The sequence below is a fragment of the Microcoleus sp. CAWBG58 genome (genome assembly GCF_020883045.1).
Classification (GTDB): Bacteria; Cyanobacteriota; Cyanobacteriia; order Cyanobacteriales; family Microcoleaceae; genus Microcoleus.
The window spans coordinates 160,098-178,028 of sequence record NZ_JAHRFA010000002.1 but is presented as its reverse complement, the minus strand read 5'-3'; the positions used below and the strand labels follow the sequence as shown (position 1 = coordinate 178,028).

Annotated in this window: 19 protein-coding genes and 1 other RNA gene; 7 read left to right on the top strand and 13 right to left on the bottom strand. The window is 45.8% G+C overall.

The window, feature by feature from the left end:
- Positions 1-360: 360 nt before the first annotated feature.
- The 7 genes from QZ918_RS01585 to rpmI all read right to left on the bottom strand — a co-directional run bounded on the left by QZ918_RS01585 (position 361) and on the right by rpmI (position 6,500).
- Positions 361-2,619: a sensor domain-containing diguanylate cyclase gene (locus tag QZ918_RS01585; protein WP_293330221.1), complete on the bottom strand. Its 2,259-nt coding sequence runs from the start codon at positions 2,617-2,619 to the stop codon at positions 361-363.
- Positions 2,616-3,224, bottom strand: coding sequence for a chemotaxis protein CheC (locus tag QZ918_RS01580; protein ID WP_293330219.1), 609 nt, complete (start codon positions 3,222-3,224; stop codon positions 2,616-2,618). The genes QZ918_RS01585 and QZ918_RS01580 overlap by 4 nt, the downstream gene beginning before the upstream one ends.
- Positions 3,221-3,598, bottom strand: coding sequence for a response regulator (locus tag QZ918_RS01575; protein WP_293148581.1), 378 nt, complete (start codon positions 3,596-3,598; stop codon positions 3,221-3,223). Before QZ918_RS01575 ends, QZ918_RS01580 begins: the two co-directional genes overlap by 4 nt.
- A gap of 238 nt (positions 3,599-3,836) precedes the next feature.
- Positions 3,837-4,367 (bottom strand): tetratricopeptide repeat protein, encoded by a 531-nt coding sequence (locus QZ918_RS01570; protein WP_293330216.1) that lies wholly within the window; start codon positions 4,365-4,367, stop codon positions 3,837-3,839.
- Between the two features lie 105 nt (positions 4,368-4,472).
- On the bottom strand, positions 4,473-5,648 hold the full coding sequence (tnpB, locus tag QZ918_RS01565) for an IS200/IS605 family element RNA-guided endonuclease TnpB (protein WP_293330213.1): 1,176 nt from the start codon (positions 5,646-5,648) through the stop codon (positions 4,473-4,475).
- 278 nt (positions 5,649-5,926) lie between these two features.
- Entirely contained in the window at positions 5,927-6,283 is a 357-nt protein-coding gene (gene rplT / locus QZ918_RS01560; RefSeq protein ID WP_293148587.1) for a 50S ribosomal protein L20, read from the bottom strand.
- Between the two features lie 19 nt (positions 6,284-6,302).
- A complete protein-coding gene (gene rpmI / locus QZ918_RS01555) occupies positions 6,303-6,500 on the bottom strand; it encodes a 50S ribosomal protein L35 (RefSeq protein WP_293126590.1) in 198 nt (65 codons plus the stop codon).
- On the opposite strand from rpmI, the gene QZ918_RS01550 reads away from it, so the two are divergent.
- Both QZ918_RS01550 and QZ918_RS01545 read left to right on the top strand, forming a co-directional pair.
- Complete coding sequence (locus QZ918_RS01550; RefSeq protein ID WP_293148741.1) at positions 6,424-6,600, top strand: hypothetical protein; 177 nt, start codon at positions 6,424-6,426, stop codon at positions 6,598-6,600. The two genes, rpmI and QZ918_RS01550, sit on opposite strands and share 77 nt — an antisense overlap.
- 54 nt (positions 6,601-6,654) lie before the next feature.
- Positions 6,655-7,491, top strand: a complete 837-nt coding sequence (locus QZ918_RS01545) for an oxidoreductase (RefSeq protein ID WP_293330210.1) — start codon at positions 6,655-6,657, stop codon at positions 7,489-7,491.
- A gap of 210 nt (positions 7,492-7,701) precedes the next feature.
- Here the strand turns inward: QZ918_RS01545 and QZ918_RS01540 are convergent, their stop codons facing one another.
- The 4 genes from QZ918_RS01540 to QZ918_RS01525 all read right to left on the bottom strand — a co-directional run bounded on the left by QZ918_RS01540 (position 7,702) and on the right by QZ918_RS01525 (position 10,503).
- A complete protein-coding gene (locus QZ918_RS01540; RefSeq protein ID WP_293330207.1) occupies positions 7,702-8,481 on the bottom strand; it encodes a glutathione S-transferase family protein in 780 nt (259 codons plus the stop codon).
- 119 nt (positions 8,482-8,600) lie between these two features.
- Positions 8,601-9,026 (bottom strand): acyl-CoA thioesterase, encoded by a 426-nt coding sequence (locus QZ918_RS01535; RefSeq protein ID WP_293148593.1) that lies wholly within the window; start codon positions 9,024-9,026, stop codon positions 8,601-8,603.
- Positions 9,027-9,201: 175 nt separating this feature from the next.
- On the bottom strand, positions 9,202-9,789 hold the full coding sequence (locus tag QZ918_RS01530) for a TetR/AcrR family transcriptional regulator (protein ID WP_293148595.1): 588 nt from the start codon (positions 9,787-9,789) through the stop codon (positions 9,202-9,204).
- Positions 9,790-9,900: 111 nt separating this feature from the next.
- Entirely contained in the window at positions 9,901-10,503 is a 603-nt protein-coding gene (locus QZ918_RS01525) for a hypothetical protein (protein ID WP_293148733.1), read from the bottom strand.
- Between the two features lie 34 nt (positions 10,504-10,537).
- On the opposite strand from QZ918_RS01525, the gene QZ918_RS01520 reads away from it, so the two are divergent.
- Both QZ918_RS01520 and QZ918_RS01515 read left to right on the top strand, forming a co-directional pair.
- Entirely contained in the window at positions 10,538-10,867 is a 330-nt protein-coding gene (locus QZ918_RS01520) for a putative quinol monooxygenase (protein ID WP_293330204.1), read from the top strand.
- Between the two features lie 139 nt (positions 10,868-11,006).
- A complete protein-coding gene (locus QZ918_RS01515; RefSeq protein ID WP_293330201.1) occupies positions 11,007-11,609 on the top strand; it encodes a hypothetical protein in 603 nt (200 codons plus the stop codon).
- Positions 11,610-12,158: 549 nt separating this feature from the next.
- Here QZ918_RS01515 and ssrS read toward each other — a convergent pair.
- Together ssrS and QZ918_RS01505 are read right to left on the bottom strand one after the other, a co-directional pair.
- Positions 12,159-12,346, bottom strand: a non-coding RNA gene (ssrS, locus tag QZ918_RS01510) — 6S RNA.
- A 50-nt stretch (positions 12,347-12,396) separates the two neighbouring features.
- Positions 12,397-13,716, bottom strand: coding sequence for a 5-(carboxyamino)imidazole ribonucleotide synthase (locus tag QZ918_RS01505; RefSeq protein WP_293330198.1), 1,320 nt, complete (start codon positions 13,714-13,716; stop codon positions 12,397-12,399).
- 337 nt (positions 13,717-14,053) lie between these two features.
- Here QZ918_RS01505 and purD point away from each other — a divergent pair, with 337 nt between their 5' ends.
- Genes purD through QZ918_RS01490 form a run of 3 tightly spaced genes read left to right on the top strand, consistent with a single transcriptional unit; the run spans position 14,054 to position 17,901 of the window.
- Complete coding sequence (gene purD, locus QZ918_RS01500) at positions 14,054-15,469, top strand: phosphoribosylamine--glycine ligase (RefSeq protein WP_293330195.1); 1,416 nt, start codon at positions 14,054-14,056, stop codon at positions 15,467-15,469.
- Positions 15,453-15,689, top strand: coding sequence for a hypothetical protein (locus tag QZ918_RS01495; RefSeq protein ID WP_293330192.1), 237 nt, complete (start codon positions 15,453-15,455; stop codon positions 15,687-15,689). The genes purD and QZ918_RS01495 overlap by 17 nt, the downstream gene beginning before the upstream one ends.
- A gap of 40 nt (positions 15,690-15,729) precedes the next feature.
- Positions 15,730-17,901, top strand: coding sequence for a HAMP domain-containing sensor histidine kinase (locus QZ918_RS01490; RefSeq protein WP_293330189.1), 2,172 nt, complete (start codon positions 15,730-15,732; stop codon positions 17,899-17,901).
- Positions 17,902-17,931 lie beyond the last annotated feature (30 nt).

Here is a 17,931-nt window from a genome sequence, read left to right as displayed (position 1 = left end):
AGTCCCGAACAATTTTTCGGCAATAATAAGGGAACAAATGGAGTCATATTTTAATTGGTATTTCGGTAAAAAATGAGTAAGATTACTCATTGACAACAGTGTTTTTAGCTTAACTTGTGACTAATGGAAAAAACTGATTATATTTGAGACTTTTTCTTACCAAAGCTGGTTCCAAAATGCTAGAATAAGAATGTCTCCGGTGTCGAAGTTATAGCGATTAAAAAAAAGAATGTAACTGTAGGCAAGCTCTAAAGCCTGATAGTCATAAGTCATTCTAAAATATTTAATTTAAAATATTTAATGGTATTAGTGCCGGATTCGGGTCAGTGTCTATGCCGAAGTCACAAATATTGGCAGAAGTCAAGCGCTTGTGGGTGAGGGGAAATTAGTATTGGGTCGGGAAAAGTCAACTGGGCGCACGGGAGGGGCTGTGCCGTTGGTCTTGGCTGTGGGAGGGTCTGGTTGGTAAACTTGGATGCGATCGCGCCCGAGATCTTTGGCTTGGTACAGCGCTGCGTCGGCTGCGTCAATCAATATCGAGGCTGGGGATTTAGATGCAGGAACCGTACTCGCTGCTGCGTCGGCTGCGTCAATCACCATAGAGGCTTCGGATTCAGAGATAGGAACCATAGTCGCTATCCCCAGACTGACAGTGACGTAGTTGCTCACCTGAGAACCAGCGTGAGGAATCTGTAAAGCTGCGATTTTGATCTGTATGTGTTCGGCTACCAGCTCGGCCCCTTCACTGGCCGTATTCGGCAAAATAACGGCAAATTCTTCGCCTCCGTAGCGAGCTACTAAATCGGCAGGGCGGTTAATTGCTTTGCCGATCGCCTGGGCGACTTGCCGCAAACACTCGTCTCCCTTTGGATGTCCGTAGGTATCGTTATAAGTTTTAAAAGAATCAATATCGCACAAAATTAGGGACAGAGGTGTTTGTTCCCGCGCTTGTCGGTGCCACTCCCTGTCTAAATACTGATCGAACCGACGGCGGTTTGCTAGCTGCGTGAGTTCGTCTAAAGTTGCTAAACGCTCTAACTTGAGGTTGGCTGCTTGCAACTGCTGGTAGAGTTCTGCTTGTTTGATCGCGATCGCCAACTGAGCCGCCAGAGAAGACAATAACTCGACTTCCAACTGCATCCACTGTCGGGGACTGCACTGGTGAGCCATCAGCAGTCCCCACAATTCCTCCCCTTGCACTAGCGGTACTACCAAATAAGCTCTGACTTCAAATTGTGCGAGCAAGTCAATTTGATCGTGCGGCAAATCGGCGGTGGAGACATCCGCGATCGGTCGGATCGCCCGATGTTGGTAGGCTTCAAGATAGAACTCGTCAAAACAGAAATTTTCCAGGGTTTCTCCCAGCATCGGCCGACAGTTGAGTGCTACAGATTCCACTGTCACCGCTCCCGTTGCGGGTGTGGCGCAGTGACTGCCCGTGCAGGGGTTAAAGCGGACGATCATCACTCGATCGGCCTGAAGGAACTGGCGCACTTCTGTCACTGTCGTGCTGAGCACTTCGCCCAAATCTAGAGACTGGCGGATGTGCTGAGTAATCGTCGCCATCAGCAGTTCCCGTTCGTTTTGTTGTCGCAGCGCCTCTTCTGCCTGCTTGTACTCGGTAATATCTTGAGCAGTGCCGAAAATTTGTTTGGGCTTCCCCTCTGCTGTGCGGGCGAACACTTGATCGCGGCAGCGAAAGTGGCGCCATTCGCCCGATCGGTGTTGGAGCCGATAGTCCAACTCCAAAATATGCCCGTCTGCGACTGAGGGAAATTTTTGCAGGTGGGCGGATAGCCTGGGCAAATCTTCTGGGTACACCAAACTGGAATACAAAGCTGTTTGCATCTGTAAAATTTCTTGGGGAGTGTAGCCTAGCAGCTTAGAAGCTTGACCGTTGACATAGACGTTGCGCTGTTCTGTCAAGTCGTAAATGTAGAGTAAGTAAGGCGCCGCATCGGCAATCTGCTGGATGAAATGCTGGCTCTCGCGCAATTCTGCTTCCACCCGCTGGCGCACTTCCACTTCTTCCAAAGCTTGATCTCGCATCGTGCGGTAAGCTTGGATGCGGTGGGTGAGGTCGGTTACGTCTTGTATTACCAACAGGGCGTAAAACGATTGGCAGTTTGGTGGGATAAAGCCGTAAGGCGAAATTGAATCCCGAAAGTTTGACGGCAATGCGACACCAACAGAATCTCCTTGTCGCACCATACTATCTGGTTCCAACTCCACAGTCGATCGAATCAAGTTGGGAATATTCAGTTCTGCAACGCCCGGTGAAAGTGCAGGGACAGCCGTCACAGTAGTTTGCTGGATGCGCTGCTGGCCCTCTTGCCAAGTTGCCGGAATCAGGTGCTTGTGAATTTGAGAAGAAAAAATTGTTGGCGGGCCTCCTGCAAAGATTTGCTGGAAGCGATTTGCGTACTTGAGCTGGCTCAGGTGAGGAAAATGAGTTGTGATCTTGGTTCCCAACATTTGCTCGCGCCCAATTTTCGTCCAGTCTTCCAGACAGGCATTCCAAAACAGCACCACAAAATCATCTCGCAGCAGGCAGGCGCCGACTGGTACACTGTCGAGAACTCCAAACTTTTCCTCAATAGTTTTGCTCTCCTCGATCATAGACCCCCGGCAAGTTGATTGATCGCAGCCAACAAGGCGTCAAAGGAACTGACATTGAAAATGAGGATGATATCTCCTTCAATGTGAAGCCTTTCAATAATGAAACGGGTTTGGGCCAATAAAACCACTGTATCAGCAGCCAAACCGCCAGATGTGAGCAAAGTAGCGATCGTCCCTTCCGTGTAATTGGGAATTGAGTAGTTCAGGCGCTGCTGAAGTACGTTGCTGATTGCACCCATGACCCCGTTGATTACAATATTTCCTACTTCACTCAGCGTACCAATTTTGACCGAATCCAGGTCGTGAGTTCCAGCTTCTTCCCCAGTCAGCATGGTCACGAGCGTGGCCGCACTGTTGGTGGGAAAGACTAGCTGGGCAATGCCTCCAAAGGAACCAGTAAATTTGAGCTGGACGGCGGCGATTTGTTCGCCGTTGAGGTGCTGCTCTAATTCTGTTTGCACGTCGGCTGGAGACAGAATTTGGAGGTAGGGGATTTGCAAGCGAATGGGAGATTCGATCATGTCGTTCAAAATCCCTGCTGCTTGACCGATCCCGATGTTGACGAGTTCCTGCAAAGCATCGAGCTGTCGAGCGCTTAATTTCATGGGGCGCTCTCCTCGCTGGCACTGAGAGCTTTTTTGATCCACCCGATCAGTTCGTCTGAGTTGGGCATTTTGTGAATTACTGCCAGGGCTCCGAGTTCCATGCATTCGGATTTGGTGGTTGATTGAATATCTGCGGTAATGACGATGACTGGAATGTTATATCCTCGATCGCGCATGGCTTGCAGGACTTCGCGACCTTCCATTTCTGGCATCAGCAAATCTAAGAGCATACAGTTTGGGGTCTTAGCGGTCAGCAGTTCCAGAGCTTCCGGGCCGCTCGATGCTTCCCAAGTCTCGTATCCTTCTGCTCGCAGGATTTTGCAGATTACCCTGCGAGTCAACCACGAATCTTCGACAACGAGAATTGATGTCACTACGTTCTCCTCCTTCAATTGTTTAGGACTGACCGATGTTGCAGGCACTGCTTCGATCTTGACAGTAGTTTAAACTGTTGGGATCGCCTGCGATCGCTCGCATTAGGTGAATTCCTGTTCTTAAAAACTAACGCATTAAGGTGTTCGATAGTCGAGTCTCTTTGATTATGGGAAGAAAAAACCCGGTTTCTGAATGAAACCAGGTTTGCGGGATCTGTATTGCTCGTAACACCGGCCCTCAATTATAGATTACCAAACGCTTCCTGAGGGACTCTACTCGCTTTTTAGCAGTGGCATTGTCTGGATCGCAGGTAAGAGCTTGTTCGTACATTTCCAAGGCTTGAGCGGTTAATTTCTTGCGCTCATAGGCGTGACCGAGATTGTTGAGAGATGTAACGTAGTCGGGCTGCAACTTCAGGGCTTCTTTGTACTGACGGATCGCGATGTCGTACTGTTCTTGGCCGAAGTGGGCAAAACCTAGGGCGTTGTAAAGAAATGCTAGATCTTCTTCGCCTGCTAATTCTTGGCTTTTCAGAGCTTTTTGAAATAGTACGATCGCCTGGGAGTAAAGTTTCTTATCTACATAGATACTGCCTAACTCGTAGTATTCCTGTGCTGTTCCTTTTTCTATGGTCAGCTTATTCTCTAAGCGTTCCAAAGACATTTCCAGCTTCCGAGTTTTGAAAATCTGGCGCACAATAAACCAGGCACTGCCGCCGAGTATAGCCAACAAAACTGACAGGTAAACAATCAGCAAATTACTATCCATGTTTTTTTATGTTAGTTGGTTTGTGGAAGGTTTTATTTATTTTAATCTGTTAGCAATCTGTGAGATTTGCCTTGGCAACTATTTGACACTCCCCGCCGTAAACGGCTAGGATTCTTCATTCACAGGGAGATGCCTTGTAAAAGCAGTGCCTTTACTCGGTCTTACTCTCCCTCCTGAAGCAGTAACGGTATGCCCTACCGCCAAAATTCGTAAACCTTCATAGAGAATATTCTTAGCAGCATTAATATCTCTCTCATGGTTTTCTCCACATTTAGGACATTGCCAACTACGAATATCCAAACTCAAGCTATCCACGCGATTTAAACAGTTATTACAAGTCTTAGAACTGGGATAGAACCTATCTACTTCGATGTAGGTTTTTCCTTCCCATTCCGACTTGTATTTCATCATGGTACAAAATTCTCCCCAACCAGCATCACTAATTGATTTAGCTAGTTTGTGGTTTTTCACCATGTTTCTAACTGCTAGATTCTCTACAACTATGACTTGATTTTCGTCAACTAATTTACGACTTAGTTTGTGTATAAAATCTTCGCGACATCGGACAATCTTAGCGTGAACCTTGGCAACTTTAATCCTAGCTTTATGACGGTTATTAGAACCTTTAAGCTTATGGCTTAGTTGCTTTTGTCTCCTAGCTAACTTCTTTTCATATTTTCGATAATATTTAGGATTCCCATGCTTGGTTCCATCGGATGTAATAGCGTAATGGGTTAAACCAACGTCTATCCCAATCGCCTTTCCTTCTGATGATTTTTCAGGTAAATTTTTACCATCATCATAGAGGCAGGCTGCCAAATATTCCCCCGATGGATTAACTGAAACCGTGACAGATTTTAGAGTCCCTTCTGGTTGCCTTGAGACTTTACAATGAACATCACCAATTTTAGGCAATCTCAATATATCGTCTTTTAATTTACATCCTTGAGGAAATCTAATAGATTGTCTATTCCGCTTTTTCTTAAAGTTAGGATATTTAGCCCTACCTTCAAAAAAGTTAAGGAAAGCACTAGAAAGATTTAAGGCTGCTTGCTGCAGGGCTTGTGATGGTGCTTCTGTCAGCCATTCGTACTCTTTCTTAAGAGAAGGTAGAAGATTGATTATTTCATTTCTACTTAATCCTTTCCCTGTTTGCTTATAGGTTTCAGACGTTAGATTGAGCGTGTAGTTGTAAAACCATCTTGCACAGCCAAACGACTTCGCAAGCAAAATGGATTGCTCACTGGTCGGATATATTCTGTACTTGAAGGCTTTTAGCATTTTGCTTACCAAACTACTAATACTATGGTAACATAGAAAAAGATTAAATACAAAGCCGTCTTAAAAGACGGGGTTTTAAACCCATTCTTCTGATAAAAAGACGAAAATGGCGATCGACTAGCCCGATCGCAATTTCTCAAAAATCAAGAACCCAGAAGTAAGAACAAAGAAGGAAAATGAGTCTCAACCTCCTAGATTTATCAGGAGTTTTCCTTCTCTGGCAGATAGCTAAATCTTTCCTACTTCTGCTTTCTTCTATCGGAAAACTATTCAAGCTTTCACGATCCGGCTCGATTTGCCATTTCCACGACTTTACCGAATGTTGCGGGGTCAATGATTGCCATTTGTGCCAGCATTTTGCGGTTGATTTCGATATTGGCTTTCTTCATGTTGCCGATCAGTCTGCTGTAACTCGTGCCGTGTTGGCGCGATGCAGCATTGATCCGAGCAATCCACAGGCGGCGGAAATCGCGTTTCCGTTTTTTGCGATCGCGATAACCGTTACGCAGGGCTTGCATCACCCGTTGGTTAGCTGTGCGGAACTGTTTGGACTGTGCGCCTCGGAAACCCTTGGCTAATTTGAGAATTTTTTTGCGGCGCGCTCTGGCGACATTACCGCGTTTTACCCGTGTCATCTTTAATTTCCGTTAAACTTTACAAGTATGGAAGCATTAACCGCACGTTACCATCATTGGTCTCATCGATGACGACCAGCTTAGAGAGACGGCTTTTGCGAGCTGAACTTTTGTGTGAAAGCAAGTGGCTTTTGTAAGCTTTGCGGCGCACAATTTTTCCGCTGCCGGTCGCTCTAAAGCGCTTTGCGGCTGCTTTGCGAGTTTTGAGTTTTGGCATGGACTGGTGTTATTTGGACACAAGCTTCAACTGTATCACGTTTGTGGTACTTTCTGCAAGCGAGATTTGCGACGATCGATCGGGATGGGCGATCGGCTAATCTTGGCTGTGTGGATGGGCGATCGGTTACGATCTCGACATAGAGAGCGTGAAAATGATGAAAACAGTTCTAATTACAGGTGCTTCAAGTGGAATCGGTAAGGCGACGACTGAGAAACTACTTGAGGATGGCTACTGCGTATACGCATCTGCACGAAGCATCGATAAATTGAAACACCTAGAAGCCAGAGGTGCAAAAATTATTGAATTGGATGTCACCCAAGACGAATTGATGAAATCGGGAGTCGATCGCATCATTCGTGAATGCGGCAGACTCGACATCTTAATCAACAATGCTGGATACGGTTCTTACGGTGCTCTAGAAGATATTCCGATGCAAGAGGCAAGACATCAATTTGAAATCAATGTTTTTGGACTGGGAAGGCTGACACAGTTAGCGATCCCACAGATGCGCGAACAGTCGTTTGGAAAAATTGTCAATATTACATCTGTGGGCGGCAAAATCTACGAACCGCTTGGAAGTTGGTATCACGCCAGCAAGTTTGCTGTGGAAGGACTCAGTGATTGTCTTAGACTTGAACTTGAACCTTTTGGGATTGACGTAATCATTGTTGAACCGGGACCAATTAGAACGGAATGGGGTTCGATTGCGATCGAAAAATTGATGCGGATGTCCGGTCATACTGTCTATGCAAAGGCGGCTCAAACTGGAGCAAAATTATTAGCGCTCAGCAATGATGAGAAGGTTGCTTCTGAACCCGAAGCGATCGCAAATACAATATCAAAAGCCCTCAAAGCAGAGAAACCGAAAGCACGATATGCAGCAGGAAATGGAGCTAAGTTTTTGGTTACATTTCGCAAGTTTGCGAGTGACGCTATGATGGATCGCTTTATGCGATTCATCATAAAACAAGCAGCATCACGGCAGTAGGAAGGTGCATCTGAGCCAATCGTACTGAAATCGATGCTTATATGGAGGCAGAAGAAGCCAAATTTGATGCGATGCTTCAACCGCTACAGTCTACAGATCCGTTTTTGTACAACAAATTAATCGCAGCAGCAAAGACAGCAAGACAGCAGGCAAAATCGTGAATATTCGTTGCCGATCCAGGCTAAAAATCCTGTGGTACAAGTCGTATCATTAGTAAACTTGGCGCTGCTCTCGGTACAAGCGGAGTGCGTGATTTCCGGCAACAGTAGCCTGCAATTCTTTAATTACCGCTGCCATATCGATCGGCAATTCCTCAATTTTAGCCACCAAAACCGGATGTTCGCGAGGCTGCAACACTGGAGCAGCTAATGCTGCAAAAGTCAAGTCTGCTGCCGATAATCGATCGCCAGCTAAATAAGGGCGATCGTCTGCTAATCTTTGATTAACTATCTCGAAAACTTCCCGAATCCCTTGCAGCGAAAAAGCTGCTGACTCTGCTGTAATGCTGTAGAGTTGCCGCACTTTGGCGCTAATAAACGGAAAGGCTATTTCAAATCCCACTCGCTCAAACAGGGGCGTCCCCTTGCACCAAGCTTTTCGCATTGTTTGGCGATTATCCAATCGATAATAATATCCCCAATTGCGAATATCTACCCCCAATCTCGTATCAAACAACTCTTCCAATTCTTCGACTTCTCGAAGCAATTCAGCTTGTTCTGGATACAAGCAAAAACCTGATAAACTTATTGTATTGAGGTAATGCAAAATATCGGTTGAATCGGTAAAAATACTAGATTTAGCAACTAATATGGGAACGCTGCTACCTCCGTATTTGCGGGTAACAGAGCGGTGAAAAGCAGGTACGTGTTGTTCTTCAACGTAGGGAATTTTTAGCAAGTCTAGCGCCCAGCGAACTTTTTCGCAGTAGTGGCTGATGGGGATGGTGATAAGGCGGACAACTTCGGTATTGGAAACTGTTGAATGATTCATAAAGTAATTGAGATTTGTGAATGTTTGCAGTTTTTGGACGTTCGCATTATTTCTAGTCCGGAAAATTAAAGGACTGAAGTGCTTAATACAAACAGTATTTTGGCTAAAGATTTATCGATTTATTGCTGTGCAAAATATGCTTGAGAAAACTCAGATGGAATCGGCACTGGTTTGCGAGTTGACAGTTCAATAAAACAACCAGATTGTTGGGCAATCGCAGCGACTTTACCAGCTACAATTATTTCAGCTTCCATTATTAACTTAAGCGATTTCATTTTACTAATCCACATTTTACCAGTTGGTTTATCGAAAATATTAATCGGCTGCTTGTATTCAATTGCTGTTTTCATCAGCATCGGAGCTACGCCGTTTTGCAGCATTTTTTGGATGGGGAAATAAGCAGCACCAAGTGCGATTCGCAAGTCTTCTAACCAGCGGATGTAAACAATATTGCTGACGATTCCCGCAAAGTCGATATCGTAAGTTTGTACGGGAAAGCTTAATTCTATTTCCAAAGGTCTTTTTTGTTCGCTAGATACTTGCATTTTGGGTACTCTTAGTCTATTTTTAATGATTGAAAAACGGGTTCGCTTGGAGTAGAAAAATTGGAGGCAGAGCCCCCGGATCTGCGTTACTAGGCAGATCCTAGTAACGAGTAGAACTAGCCGATCGCACTTTTAAGACCGAACGGTCTGTTTTGTCTAAAAAAAATATCCGGCTCTAAAGTTGACTGTCGAGATATCCGTGCAAATGCTCAATGGCTCTCTTGATATGAATTGCATCTCCGTAAAGTTTGCTCATCATCACTGCCCCTTCCAGCGTGCAAGTCACAATAGTTGCGACTGCATCGGCTTCGACATTTTCTCGAACTTCGCCTTTGGCAATTCCTTTGTTAATAATGTTGCAAATCAAAGCTCGCCAACCGTCCATTGCTATTTGCGCCCGCTGACGCAAAGCTGGATGAGCATCATCGCTTTCAATTGCTGTATTTAACAGGGGACAACCGCCTGGAATTGGCGGATTTTCGGTGAGATTGCTAAATAAAGATATGATAGCTTTTAGCCGATCGACCGAATTGTGTTTTCCTTTCAAAACTATGAGAAATTGTTTGCGCGTACATTCGACAGAAAAGTCAAAAGCTTGCAGGGCTAACTCGTCTTTACTTTTAAAATGGTTGTAAATTCCTCCTTTTTGCAAGCCTGTAACGCGCATGATGTCAGACATAGAAGAACCTGAGTAGCCGTACTGATTGAACAGTGCTGCGGCTTCCCTGAGAATTTTTTCTCTGGTTTCTTGAGCTTTTGACATTTTTATGGCGCTAACCGACTTATCGGTCTTTTTTAGAGAATAGCAGAGCGAACTGTGAATGGCAAGGGGCGATCGGCAATTAATTTAAAATTTAACTTAAAGCCGATCGCCCTAACCATCCCGCACCATCCAAACCAACATCCCCAGCAAAGGTTCCACAGGCGGCACAGGATAGTCGTTGAGGTCAATTGTCAGAGTTTTTGCCTCCAACTTCAAAAATCTCCAAGCAGTGCCACTACTGACACTTCCGTAGATTGTGCCGATCGCAATATTGTTGATTTCATTAAACTTTTGAGCCGCCACCATCTCGGCAGCGCATTGTCCCAATCCTACTTTTAAATCTGCTTTTTTTGCTTCAACAATTACGATCGCAGGTGCTTCAATTAATATTTGTTCGGGAGAACGACTAATTAAAAAATCGCAGATACCGCCCAATCCCAACTCCGGCTCTACAGTAAAGTCTTCTCCCGAAAATAGACTCACTTGCCGCTGTAAAATCTTGCGGACTTCGACTAAAATAGGACTAATAATCAGTTCCGAGCGAGCTTTTTCTGAACCAGTAGCCGTAGCAAGCGGCAATCCTTCAATTAGCGATTCAGTCAAATATACACTAGGGGCGATGGGTTCGGTTGGTGGCAGAAATCGCCCTGCTTCTACGGTTGTTAATCCGAAATCGCGTTTAGCCTTTTTGAGCGTAAATTCACTGTAGGGCATTGAAGATACCATAATATATTTGTAGAGGGAAATAATGCTCACTGAACAAATCACAATCATTGCTCGAATCAAGGCGAAGCCTGGTATGGAGCAGCGAATGCAACAAGACCTACTCAGCTTGCTGGCTCCAACGCGGTCAGAAGCGGGTTGTATTACCTTTGACTTGCTTGTAGATGACCAAGATTCAGCCGTTTTTGTGCTTTACGAAAATTGGGAAAGTCAAGCAGATCTCGATGCCCACTTTCAACAACCCTATGTGAAACAGGTCTTGAAAGCTTATGAAGAGACATTAGCTGAACCGATCGAGGTTCTGTCTCTGAGAAAAATTGAGCCTTCGTCATTAGAATCACAGATTGGAGAATAATAGAGTAAGGTTCGTCAGATCCCCAAACCCTCGATAATCCGTCTATAACTTTTTCTGGAGCACCCTACAAGTTGATTTCAGTGTGACACGCTTGCCTTAATCATAAACGTAGCATTGGATTAAATCTGAAATAAAATTCATGGTATACAGCGATTTTACCCTGCGAAAGGTTAAGCAAAGCTTCGGATTGACCTCCGTTGAAAGCGGGCGCTTTTTGCCGGAAGTTGAGCCGATCGCGCCCAGTGCCATTTTAGCAGGTTTGTTGGCAGATACAGTGCCTTGGGCGATCGCCGTAGGAACCGAAAAAGCTAAATCAGAAATAATTATCGCTCCTGCACTTTTGGAAGTCAAACGGTTGCTAAACCGCCAAATCAGCGTATTTTCCGGCACCGATTTCACCGTGGATACCGCAGCGGGATTAAACGGAGTTTGTGACTTTTTAATCAGTCGCTCTCCCGAACAATTTGAGATAGAAGCACCTGCTGTTATGCTGGTAGAAGCGAAGCGAGATAACATCAACAGCGGTTTGGGACAGTGCATTGCTGAAATGGTGGCGGCTCAAAGATTTAATGAAATTAACAATAATTCAATTCCGATTATTTACGGTTCAGTAACTAGCGGCACTGCTTGGAGATTTATGAAACTCGAAGGGCAAGTTGTTACTATTGATGTCAGCGACTATCCGTTTCCTCCTGTTGAGACAATTTTGTCGATGCTTGTCTGGATGGTACGTGAAGGTTGAAAAGAAGTCATTAGTCATTAGTTATTGGTTATTGGTTATTGGTTATTTGTTATTTGTTATTTGTTATTTGTTATTTGTTATTAGTCATGAGTCATGAGTCATTAGTCATTAGTCATGAGTCATTAGTCATGAGTCATTAGCGCTCTTTAATCACTCTAAGAAAGGAAAAATCTGACCATAATTTGATAATGCTAATCTGGCATGGCTTTGTGGAACGATTTTCTAACACCTTGCTGGCTTTGGGAGCATTTGGCAAGAGATCCTTTGCTGTCGTGTCTTCGAGAATTTACTCTCATGAAAGTGACAAAAGAGCGTTAGTCAGTATTTATTTGTTATTACTGAATCAGTAATCAATTATCTATGCCCGATGCCCTGTTTGGCCTTCTTCCCGATGCCCTGTTTGGCCTTCTTCCCGATGCCCTGTTTGGCCAATGCCCTGTTTGGCCTTCTTCCCAATGCCCAATGCCCGATGCCCTATTCCCTATTCCCAATTCCCAATTAAAAAAAATAGGCTAGCCATATTAGCGCCTATCTCTATCAATATTTTAAGGGTTCACCGCAACGCCGTCTTACCTCAGCTTTTGACCTGGTATTTTACCAGGTGGGCACCGTTGGCTCGGACTTAAAGTTTCTGGGTACAAGCCCAGTTTACTGCTGTCCAAACATCTTGATTCCCGAGAGTTAAGAGTTATAGATCAAAAAAACATTATTGGCAGTCACCAACGTCGCAGTAGAACCTTTATTCAATATACAGCAACTAACCAAATTTTGGCAAGCTTGAAGCAAGTTAAGTTGCATACCAGATAGATTCAATGGTTTGAGCGATCGCACTAGCCGACTTTCCTTCATTTTCCCCCAAGTCTCCGTCGAACAGGACAGTAACGTGACCCAGTTTTCTGCCCGGGCGCGATACTTTCTTACCATACCAATGTACAAAAGCGCCGCTAATTTGTGCCAGTTGTTTTCGTTTCTCTAAATAATCCGACTCCGCAGACTCGTAGCCCAGCAAATTTACCATCACAGCACCTGCACATTTCAGATCGCAATTACCTAAAGGCAGTTGACAAACTGCGCGCAAATGCTGTTCAAATTGTGAAGTTTCGCAAGCATCGATTGTAAAGTGTCCCGAGTTGTGGGTGCGGGGGGCAATTTCATTGACTAACAGCTTATTGTCGGCGGTTAAAAATAATTCAATGCCGAATACGCCGACAGCTTCTAAGCTATTGAGGAGAGTACGGGCGATCGCACAAGCTTCGGTTTGCACCTCTAAACTAATATCAGCCGGGGCAATCACTACACGACAAACCTGATTTTGCTGTTGAGTTTCGACGATCGGGTAAATCGCAATTTCACCAGTTGCCGATCGAGCTGCGATCGCAGCCAACTCGCGATCGAACGGCACAAACTCTTCTACCAGCAAAGACTGACCTTTAAGTGTAGCGCTAATTGACTCAAAACTCTCGCGATCCTTAACAATAAAAGTACCTTGGCCGTCGTAACCGTGGCGGCGAACTTTGACGACAAAGGGAAAGTCTCTCGGCCCAGATTCCGAGTTTTGTTCTATCTGTGTGCTGTCGGAAACAGAAATTGCTAAATTGTCGATCGCAACTTCCCCGCACATAGGTTCATGCCCCACAGCCCCTGCTCCAATCTGCCTTCCCTGGGGTTCCTGCAACAAATCTAAATCCAAATCCGCCATACTATCTGGCGCCCAAAACCTGGGAGTTGGCAAACCCAACCTTTGTAAATAACAGCGCTGCACGTACTTATCCAACAAAGGAGAAAGCGACGACAAACTCGGCTGAAATAACACACCTTGCTGTTCTAGCGTTCGCAAACCATCCAAATCCACAAACTCATTTTCAAAAGTAATAACATCGCAGCCATCTGCCAAATAAGCCGTAGCCAAAACATCATCAACAGCCCCCAAGACAGCACCCACAGCAACAGAAACTGCCGGGTCATCACCATTAGGACTTTGGACTACCAATTCAATACCCAGCGCGCTAGCAGCTTCTCCCATCATCCAAGCTAGCTGGCCGCCGCCGACAACGCCCACCCGCTTCAATTTGGCAGGCGAACTCGCAGCGGTTTGATTAGATTTCATGTGAGTAAAATTCCTGGTATCAACTTGTTTATTTTATCGCTATTTGTAGCCGAATGTATGATAAATATTGAATATTTAAAAGCAATTTTTTTTGGCTAATTGCACGATTTAATCGAGGCAGAACCTAGAAAAAATCGACGGCGAAAGTCTTGAATGATTGCACGATCCCAGGCTTTGGCAAATAGCGATCGCTCCCCACTCGTCCAGAAAAGTGCCACATCTAGCAATTCCTTAGCGCCAAGCATGGCATAATTGACAGCACTGCAAAAAGCAGATAGACAGGTGCAAACACTGAAAATGCGACATTCAGGGAACAAAATTTATAGGTGAGGATACTGTGAAAGTTTTGGTTGTGGGGAACGGAGGTCGCGAGCACGCGATCGCAAAAAAACTGCTAGAATCTACGCGGATTAAACAAGTATTCTGCGTTCCGGGCAACGGTGGGACAGCTACCACAAAAGGTTGTCAAAATCTGTCGCTCAACATCGACGACTTCCAAGGCATCGAACGCTTTGTGATGGTGAACAACATTGGACTCGTCATTGTCGGCCCGGAATTGCCCCTATCGCTAGGCATCGTTGACTACTTCCAACAGCGAAAACTGATGATTTTCGGCCCCAACAAAGCCGGCGCCCAAATTGAATCCAGCAAATCTTGGGCCAAAGAATTGATGCTGGAAGCACAAATCCCAACACCCAAAGCTGCCGTATTTACAGGTGCAGAAGCAGCCAAAGCATATGTTGTGGAACAAGGAGTACCCATAGTCATCAAAGCAGACGGACTCGCCTCAGGCAAAGGAGTCACCGTTGCCACCACCGTCAAAATGGCTCACAGCGCTATCAACACCATTTTTAGAGGCGAATTCGGCACCGACAACCTCCGAGTCGTCGTCGAAGAATATGTAACCGGTGAAGAAGTTTCGATTCTCGCCCTCACCGACGGTATCACAATAGAACCGCTGCTGGCAGCTCAAGACCACAAAGCCATTGGCGAAGGCGACAAGGGAGCCAATACAGGCGGTATGGGAGCCTACGCCCCAGCGCCCATTGTCTCGCCCAAACTCATGGATAGGATTCAAGCAGAAATTCTTGAACCTACCCTCGCTGCGCTACAAAAACGCAACATCGATTACCGGGGCGTCCTCTACGCAGGTTTAATGATTACGCCGAAAAGAGAACTTCAAGTCTTAGAATTCAACTGTCGTTTTGGAGATCCCGAAACTCAAGCGGTTTTGTCCCTCTTGGAAACTCCCCTAGAAGATTTGGTGTTTGCTTGTTGTCAGCAGCGTCTGGGTGAATATTCCAACATTCGCTGGAAGTCTGGGGCTTCTGTTTGCGTGGTTTTAGCTTCTGGGGGCTATCCCGGAAATTATCAAAAAGGCAAAGTTATTACAGGTATCGAGGAAGCTGAAGCCAAAGGTGCAGAAGTGTTTCACGCCGGCACTCAGTTGAAGCACCAGCAGTTGGTGAGCGATGGCGGCCGCGTTTTGGGCGTCACGGCGGTTGCAGAAACTTTGGAACAAGCTATCTCTAAAGCTTATGCAGCAGTTGATTGCATCCAATTTGAAGGGGTTTACTGCCGCCGGGATATTGGCTTTCGGGCGCTGGCGGCTCAAACTGTCGAGCCCAGTGTCGAGCCCAGTGTCGAGCCCAGTATCGAGTCCAGTATCGATCCCAGTATCGATCCCAGTGTCGAGCCCAGTGTCGAGTCCAGTGTCGAGGCCAGTGTTGAGCCCAGTGTCGATCGAAATTAGGAATTGCGGCCTGCTGGCCGCTGCTATCCGAAAGCTGGACACGCTGGGGATACTAGAACTCCCCCAGACAGAAAATAGAATTAAAACCCCGGAGGATAAAGGTTTTGGCCGCAGAAAAGTAGAGCAATTTCAAGGTAGAAGTGCCACAATAAAGTTTGGCACATCTGCGGTGGCGGTAGCGGACAACTCGCGGCAAAAAAATCGATCGATCGCAATCTGAATTAATCTTCCTTTTTATATTCAACTGGTGAACTGCTCAAATGCTGGCCATACTAAACAAAATCGGAGAAATTATTGCCCGCTGGTGGTCGGATTTTACCCTCCAGACTCGCCTGATGGCCGGTGCTACCCTCGTAGTTTCGTTAATTATGAGCGGCCTGACTTTTTGGGCCGTGAATACTATTCAGCAAGACGCCAGACTTAACGATACTCGCTACGGCCGCGACCTCGGTCTGCTATTGGCGGCAAATGTGGCGCCGTTGATTGCAAAAAACGATCGCTCCGAAGTGGCCCGTTTTTCCCGCCAATTTTATAGCAGCACCTCCAGCGTCCGCTATATGCTGTACGGCGACGAAGCAGGAGATATTTTTCTGGGGATACCTTTCTCGGAATCTGAGGTGCGTACTTCCCTGACACTGCGGCGCCAAATTAAACTCCCAGATAATTTTATCGCCGACATTGAGGCGAGAAATTTAACTTCTTTGCCTTTGGTGCGGCAGCACTTGACGCCAGACGGAGAAGTTACTGACGTATTTGTGCCGCTAATTCACGAGGACAAATATTTAGGCGTTTTGGCGATCGGCATTAACCCCAATCCCGCAGCAGTTATATCTTCAAATCTGACCAGGGATGTCACTTTAGCAGTATTTGTCACGATTTGGGTAATGGTGATTTTGGGCGCTGTATTTAATGCGCTGACAATTACTCACCCGATCAAACAATTAGTATTTGGGGTCAAAAATATCGCGGGCGGGAATTTTAAGCAGCGAGTTGACCTGCCTTTGGGGGGAGAATTGGGCGAGTTGATCGGCAGTTTTAACGAGATGGCCGAGAAATTAGAAAGTTATGAAGAACAAAATATTGAAGAGTTGACAGCGGAAAAAGCGAAACTAGAAACTTTGGTTTCAACTATTGCTGATGGGGCGCTGTTGCTGGATGCGAATTTGCAGGTGATTTTAGTCAACCCGACGGGGACGCGGATTTTTGGATGGGAAGGTAAAAATGCGATCGGCATTAACGTCGTCAATATTTTACCTGCGGAAGTGCAGCGCGAGTTAGCAAGACCCCTGTACGAAATTGCTGCGGGCGATCGCGAAGGCGGCGAATTTCGGATTACTCTGAGCGAACCAGTCAACCGCACAATTCGGATTCTGCTAACCACCGTAATTCTCCACAAAGCCCCGGGCACCGAACCGCTGTGCAAAAGCTGCGTGCGCGACGAGGAAAATACCTGTACCGAGTCAAAACGCCCGAACGCGATCGAGTGTACATTCTACGAGCAAACCTCGAAGCATCAAGGTTCCGGACAGTACCGAGACAGTCTCAAAGGCATTGCCATGACAGTGCAGGACATCACTCGCGAAGTCGAACTAAATGAGGCTAAAAGCAATTTTATCAGCAATGTTTCTCACGAATTGAGAACCCCTTTATTTAATATCAAATCTTTTATCGAAACTCTCCACGAGTACGGAGAAGACCTTCTAGAAAGCGAACGCCGGGAATTTCTGGAAATTGCCAATCGAGAAACCGATCGCCTCACTCGTTTAGTCAACGACGTGTTAGACTTATCGCGCCTAGAATCCTGCCGAATTTATCAATTGGACGCTGTTGACCTCCCCCAAGCTGTCGAACAAACCCTGCGGACTTATCAGTTAAATGCCAAGGATAAAGGCATCGAATTAGAACAAGAAGTTGACCCCTGTTTGCCGCCAGCTTTAGGTCATTACGATTTGCTGCTCCAAGTATTTGCAAATTTAGTAGGAAATGCCTTAAAATTTACCGAGTCCGGTGGTAAGGTGGCAATTCGAGCCTATTTCCTAGAGTCGGATGCTCATCCACGCGAAGACGACGCCTCCGGAACCCACAAATTACCACCAAATACCAGCCATTTTCCGGTGGTGCGGATCGAAATTTCTGATACCGGGATTGGCATAGATCCCGAAGATCAGCAGGCAATTTTCGATCGCTTTTTCAGAGTAGAAAACCGAGTCCACACTCTAGAAGGCACGGGATTAGGTCTTTCTATTGTCAGAAATATTATTGACAAGCACCACACTAAAATTAATTTAGTTAGTGAAGTTAATGTGGGTACTACTTTCTGGTTTGACTTACCAGTTTATCAGGCAAAACAAGCGCTAGATATGGAAAATGCTTGGACGGTGCAAGCACAGGCTGAGACTGAAACAAGTTCGACTGCTGCTAAAACTGTTTAATGGAAGTTGCGATGAAAGCGCTCCCAATAG

Coding starts and splice junctions, on each gene's coding strand:
- QZ918_RS01585 (WP_293330221.1), bottom strand. CDS start 2,619: ATGATCGAGGAGAGCAAAACTATTGAGGAAAAGTTTGGAGTTCTCGAC.
- QZ918_RS01580 (WP_293330219.1), bottom strand. CDS start 3,224: ATGAAATTAAGCGCTCGACAGCTCGATGCTTTGCAGGAACTCGTCAAC.
- QZ918_RS01570 (WP_293330216.1), bottom strand. CDS start 4,367: ATGGATAGTAATTTGCTGATTGTTTACCTGTCAGTTTTGTTGGCTATA.
- tnpB (WP_293330213.1), bottom strand. CDS start 5,648: ATGCTAAAAGCCTTCAAGTACAGAATATATCCGACCAGTGAGCAATCC.
- rplT (WP_293148587.1), bottom strand. CDS start 6,283: ATGACACGGGTAAAACGCGGTAATGTCGCCAGAGCGCGCCGCAAAAAA.
- rpmI (WP_293126590.1), bottom strand. CDS start 6,500: ATGCCAAAACTCAAAACTCGCAAAGCAGCCGCAAAGCGCTTTAGAGCG.
- QZ918_RS01545 (WP_293330210.1), top strand. CDS start 6,655: ATGATGAAAACAGTTCTAATTACAGGTGCTTCAAGTGGAATCGGTAAG.
- QZ918_RS01540 (WP_293330207.1), bottom strand. CDS start 8,481: ATGAATCATTCAACAGTTTCCAATACCGAAGTTGTCCGCCTTATCACC.
- QZ918_RS01535 (WP_293148593.1), bottom strand. CDS start 9,026: ATGCAAGTATCTAGCGAACAAAAAAGACCTTTGGAAATAGAATTAAGC.
- QZ918_RS01530 (WP_293148595.1), bottom strand. CDS start 9,789: ATGTCAAAAGCTCAAGAAACCAGAGAAAAAATTCTCAGGGAAGCCGCA.
- QZ918_RS01525 (WP_293148733.1), bottom strand. CDS start 10,503: ATGCCCTACAGTGAATTTACGCTCAAAAAGGCTAAACGCGATTTCGGA.
- QZ918_RS01520 (WP_293330204.1), top strand. CDS start 10,538: ATGCTCACTGAACAAATCACAATCATTGCTCGAATCAAGGCGAAGCCT.
- QZ918_RS01515 (WP_293330201.1), top strand. CDS start 11,007: ATGGTATACAGCGATTTTACCCTGCGAAAGGTTAAGCAAAGCTTCGGA.
- QZ918_RS01505 (WP_293330198.1), bottom strand. CDS start 13,716: ATGAAATCTAATCAAACCGCTGCGAGTTCGCCTGCCAAATTGAAGCGG.
- QZ918_RS01490 (WP_293330189.1), top strand. CDS start 15,730: ATGCTGGCCATACTAAACAAAATCGGAGAAATTATTGCCCGCTGGTGG.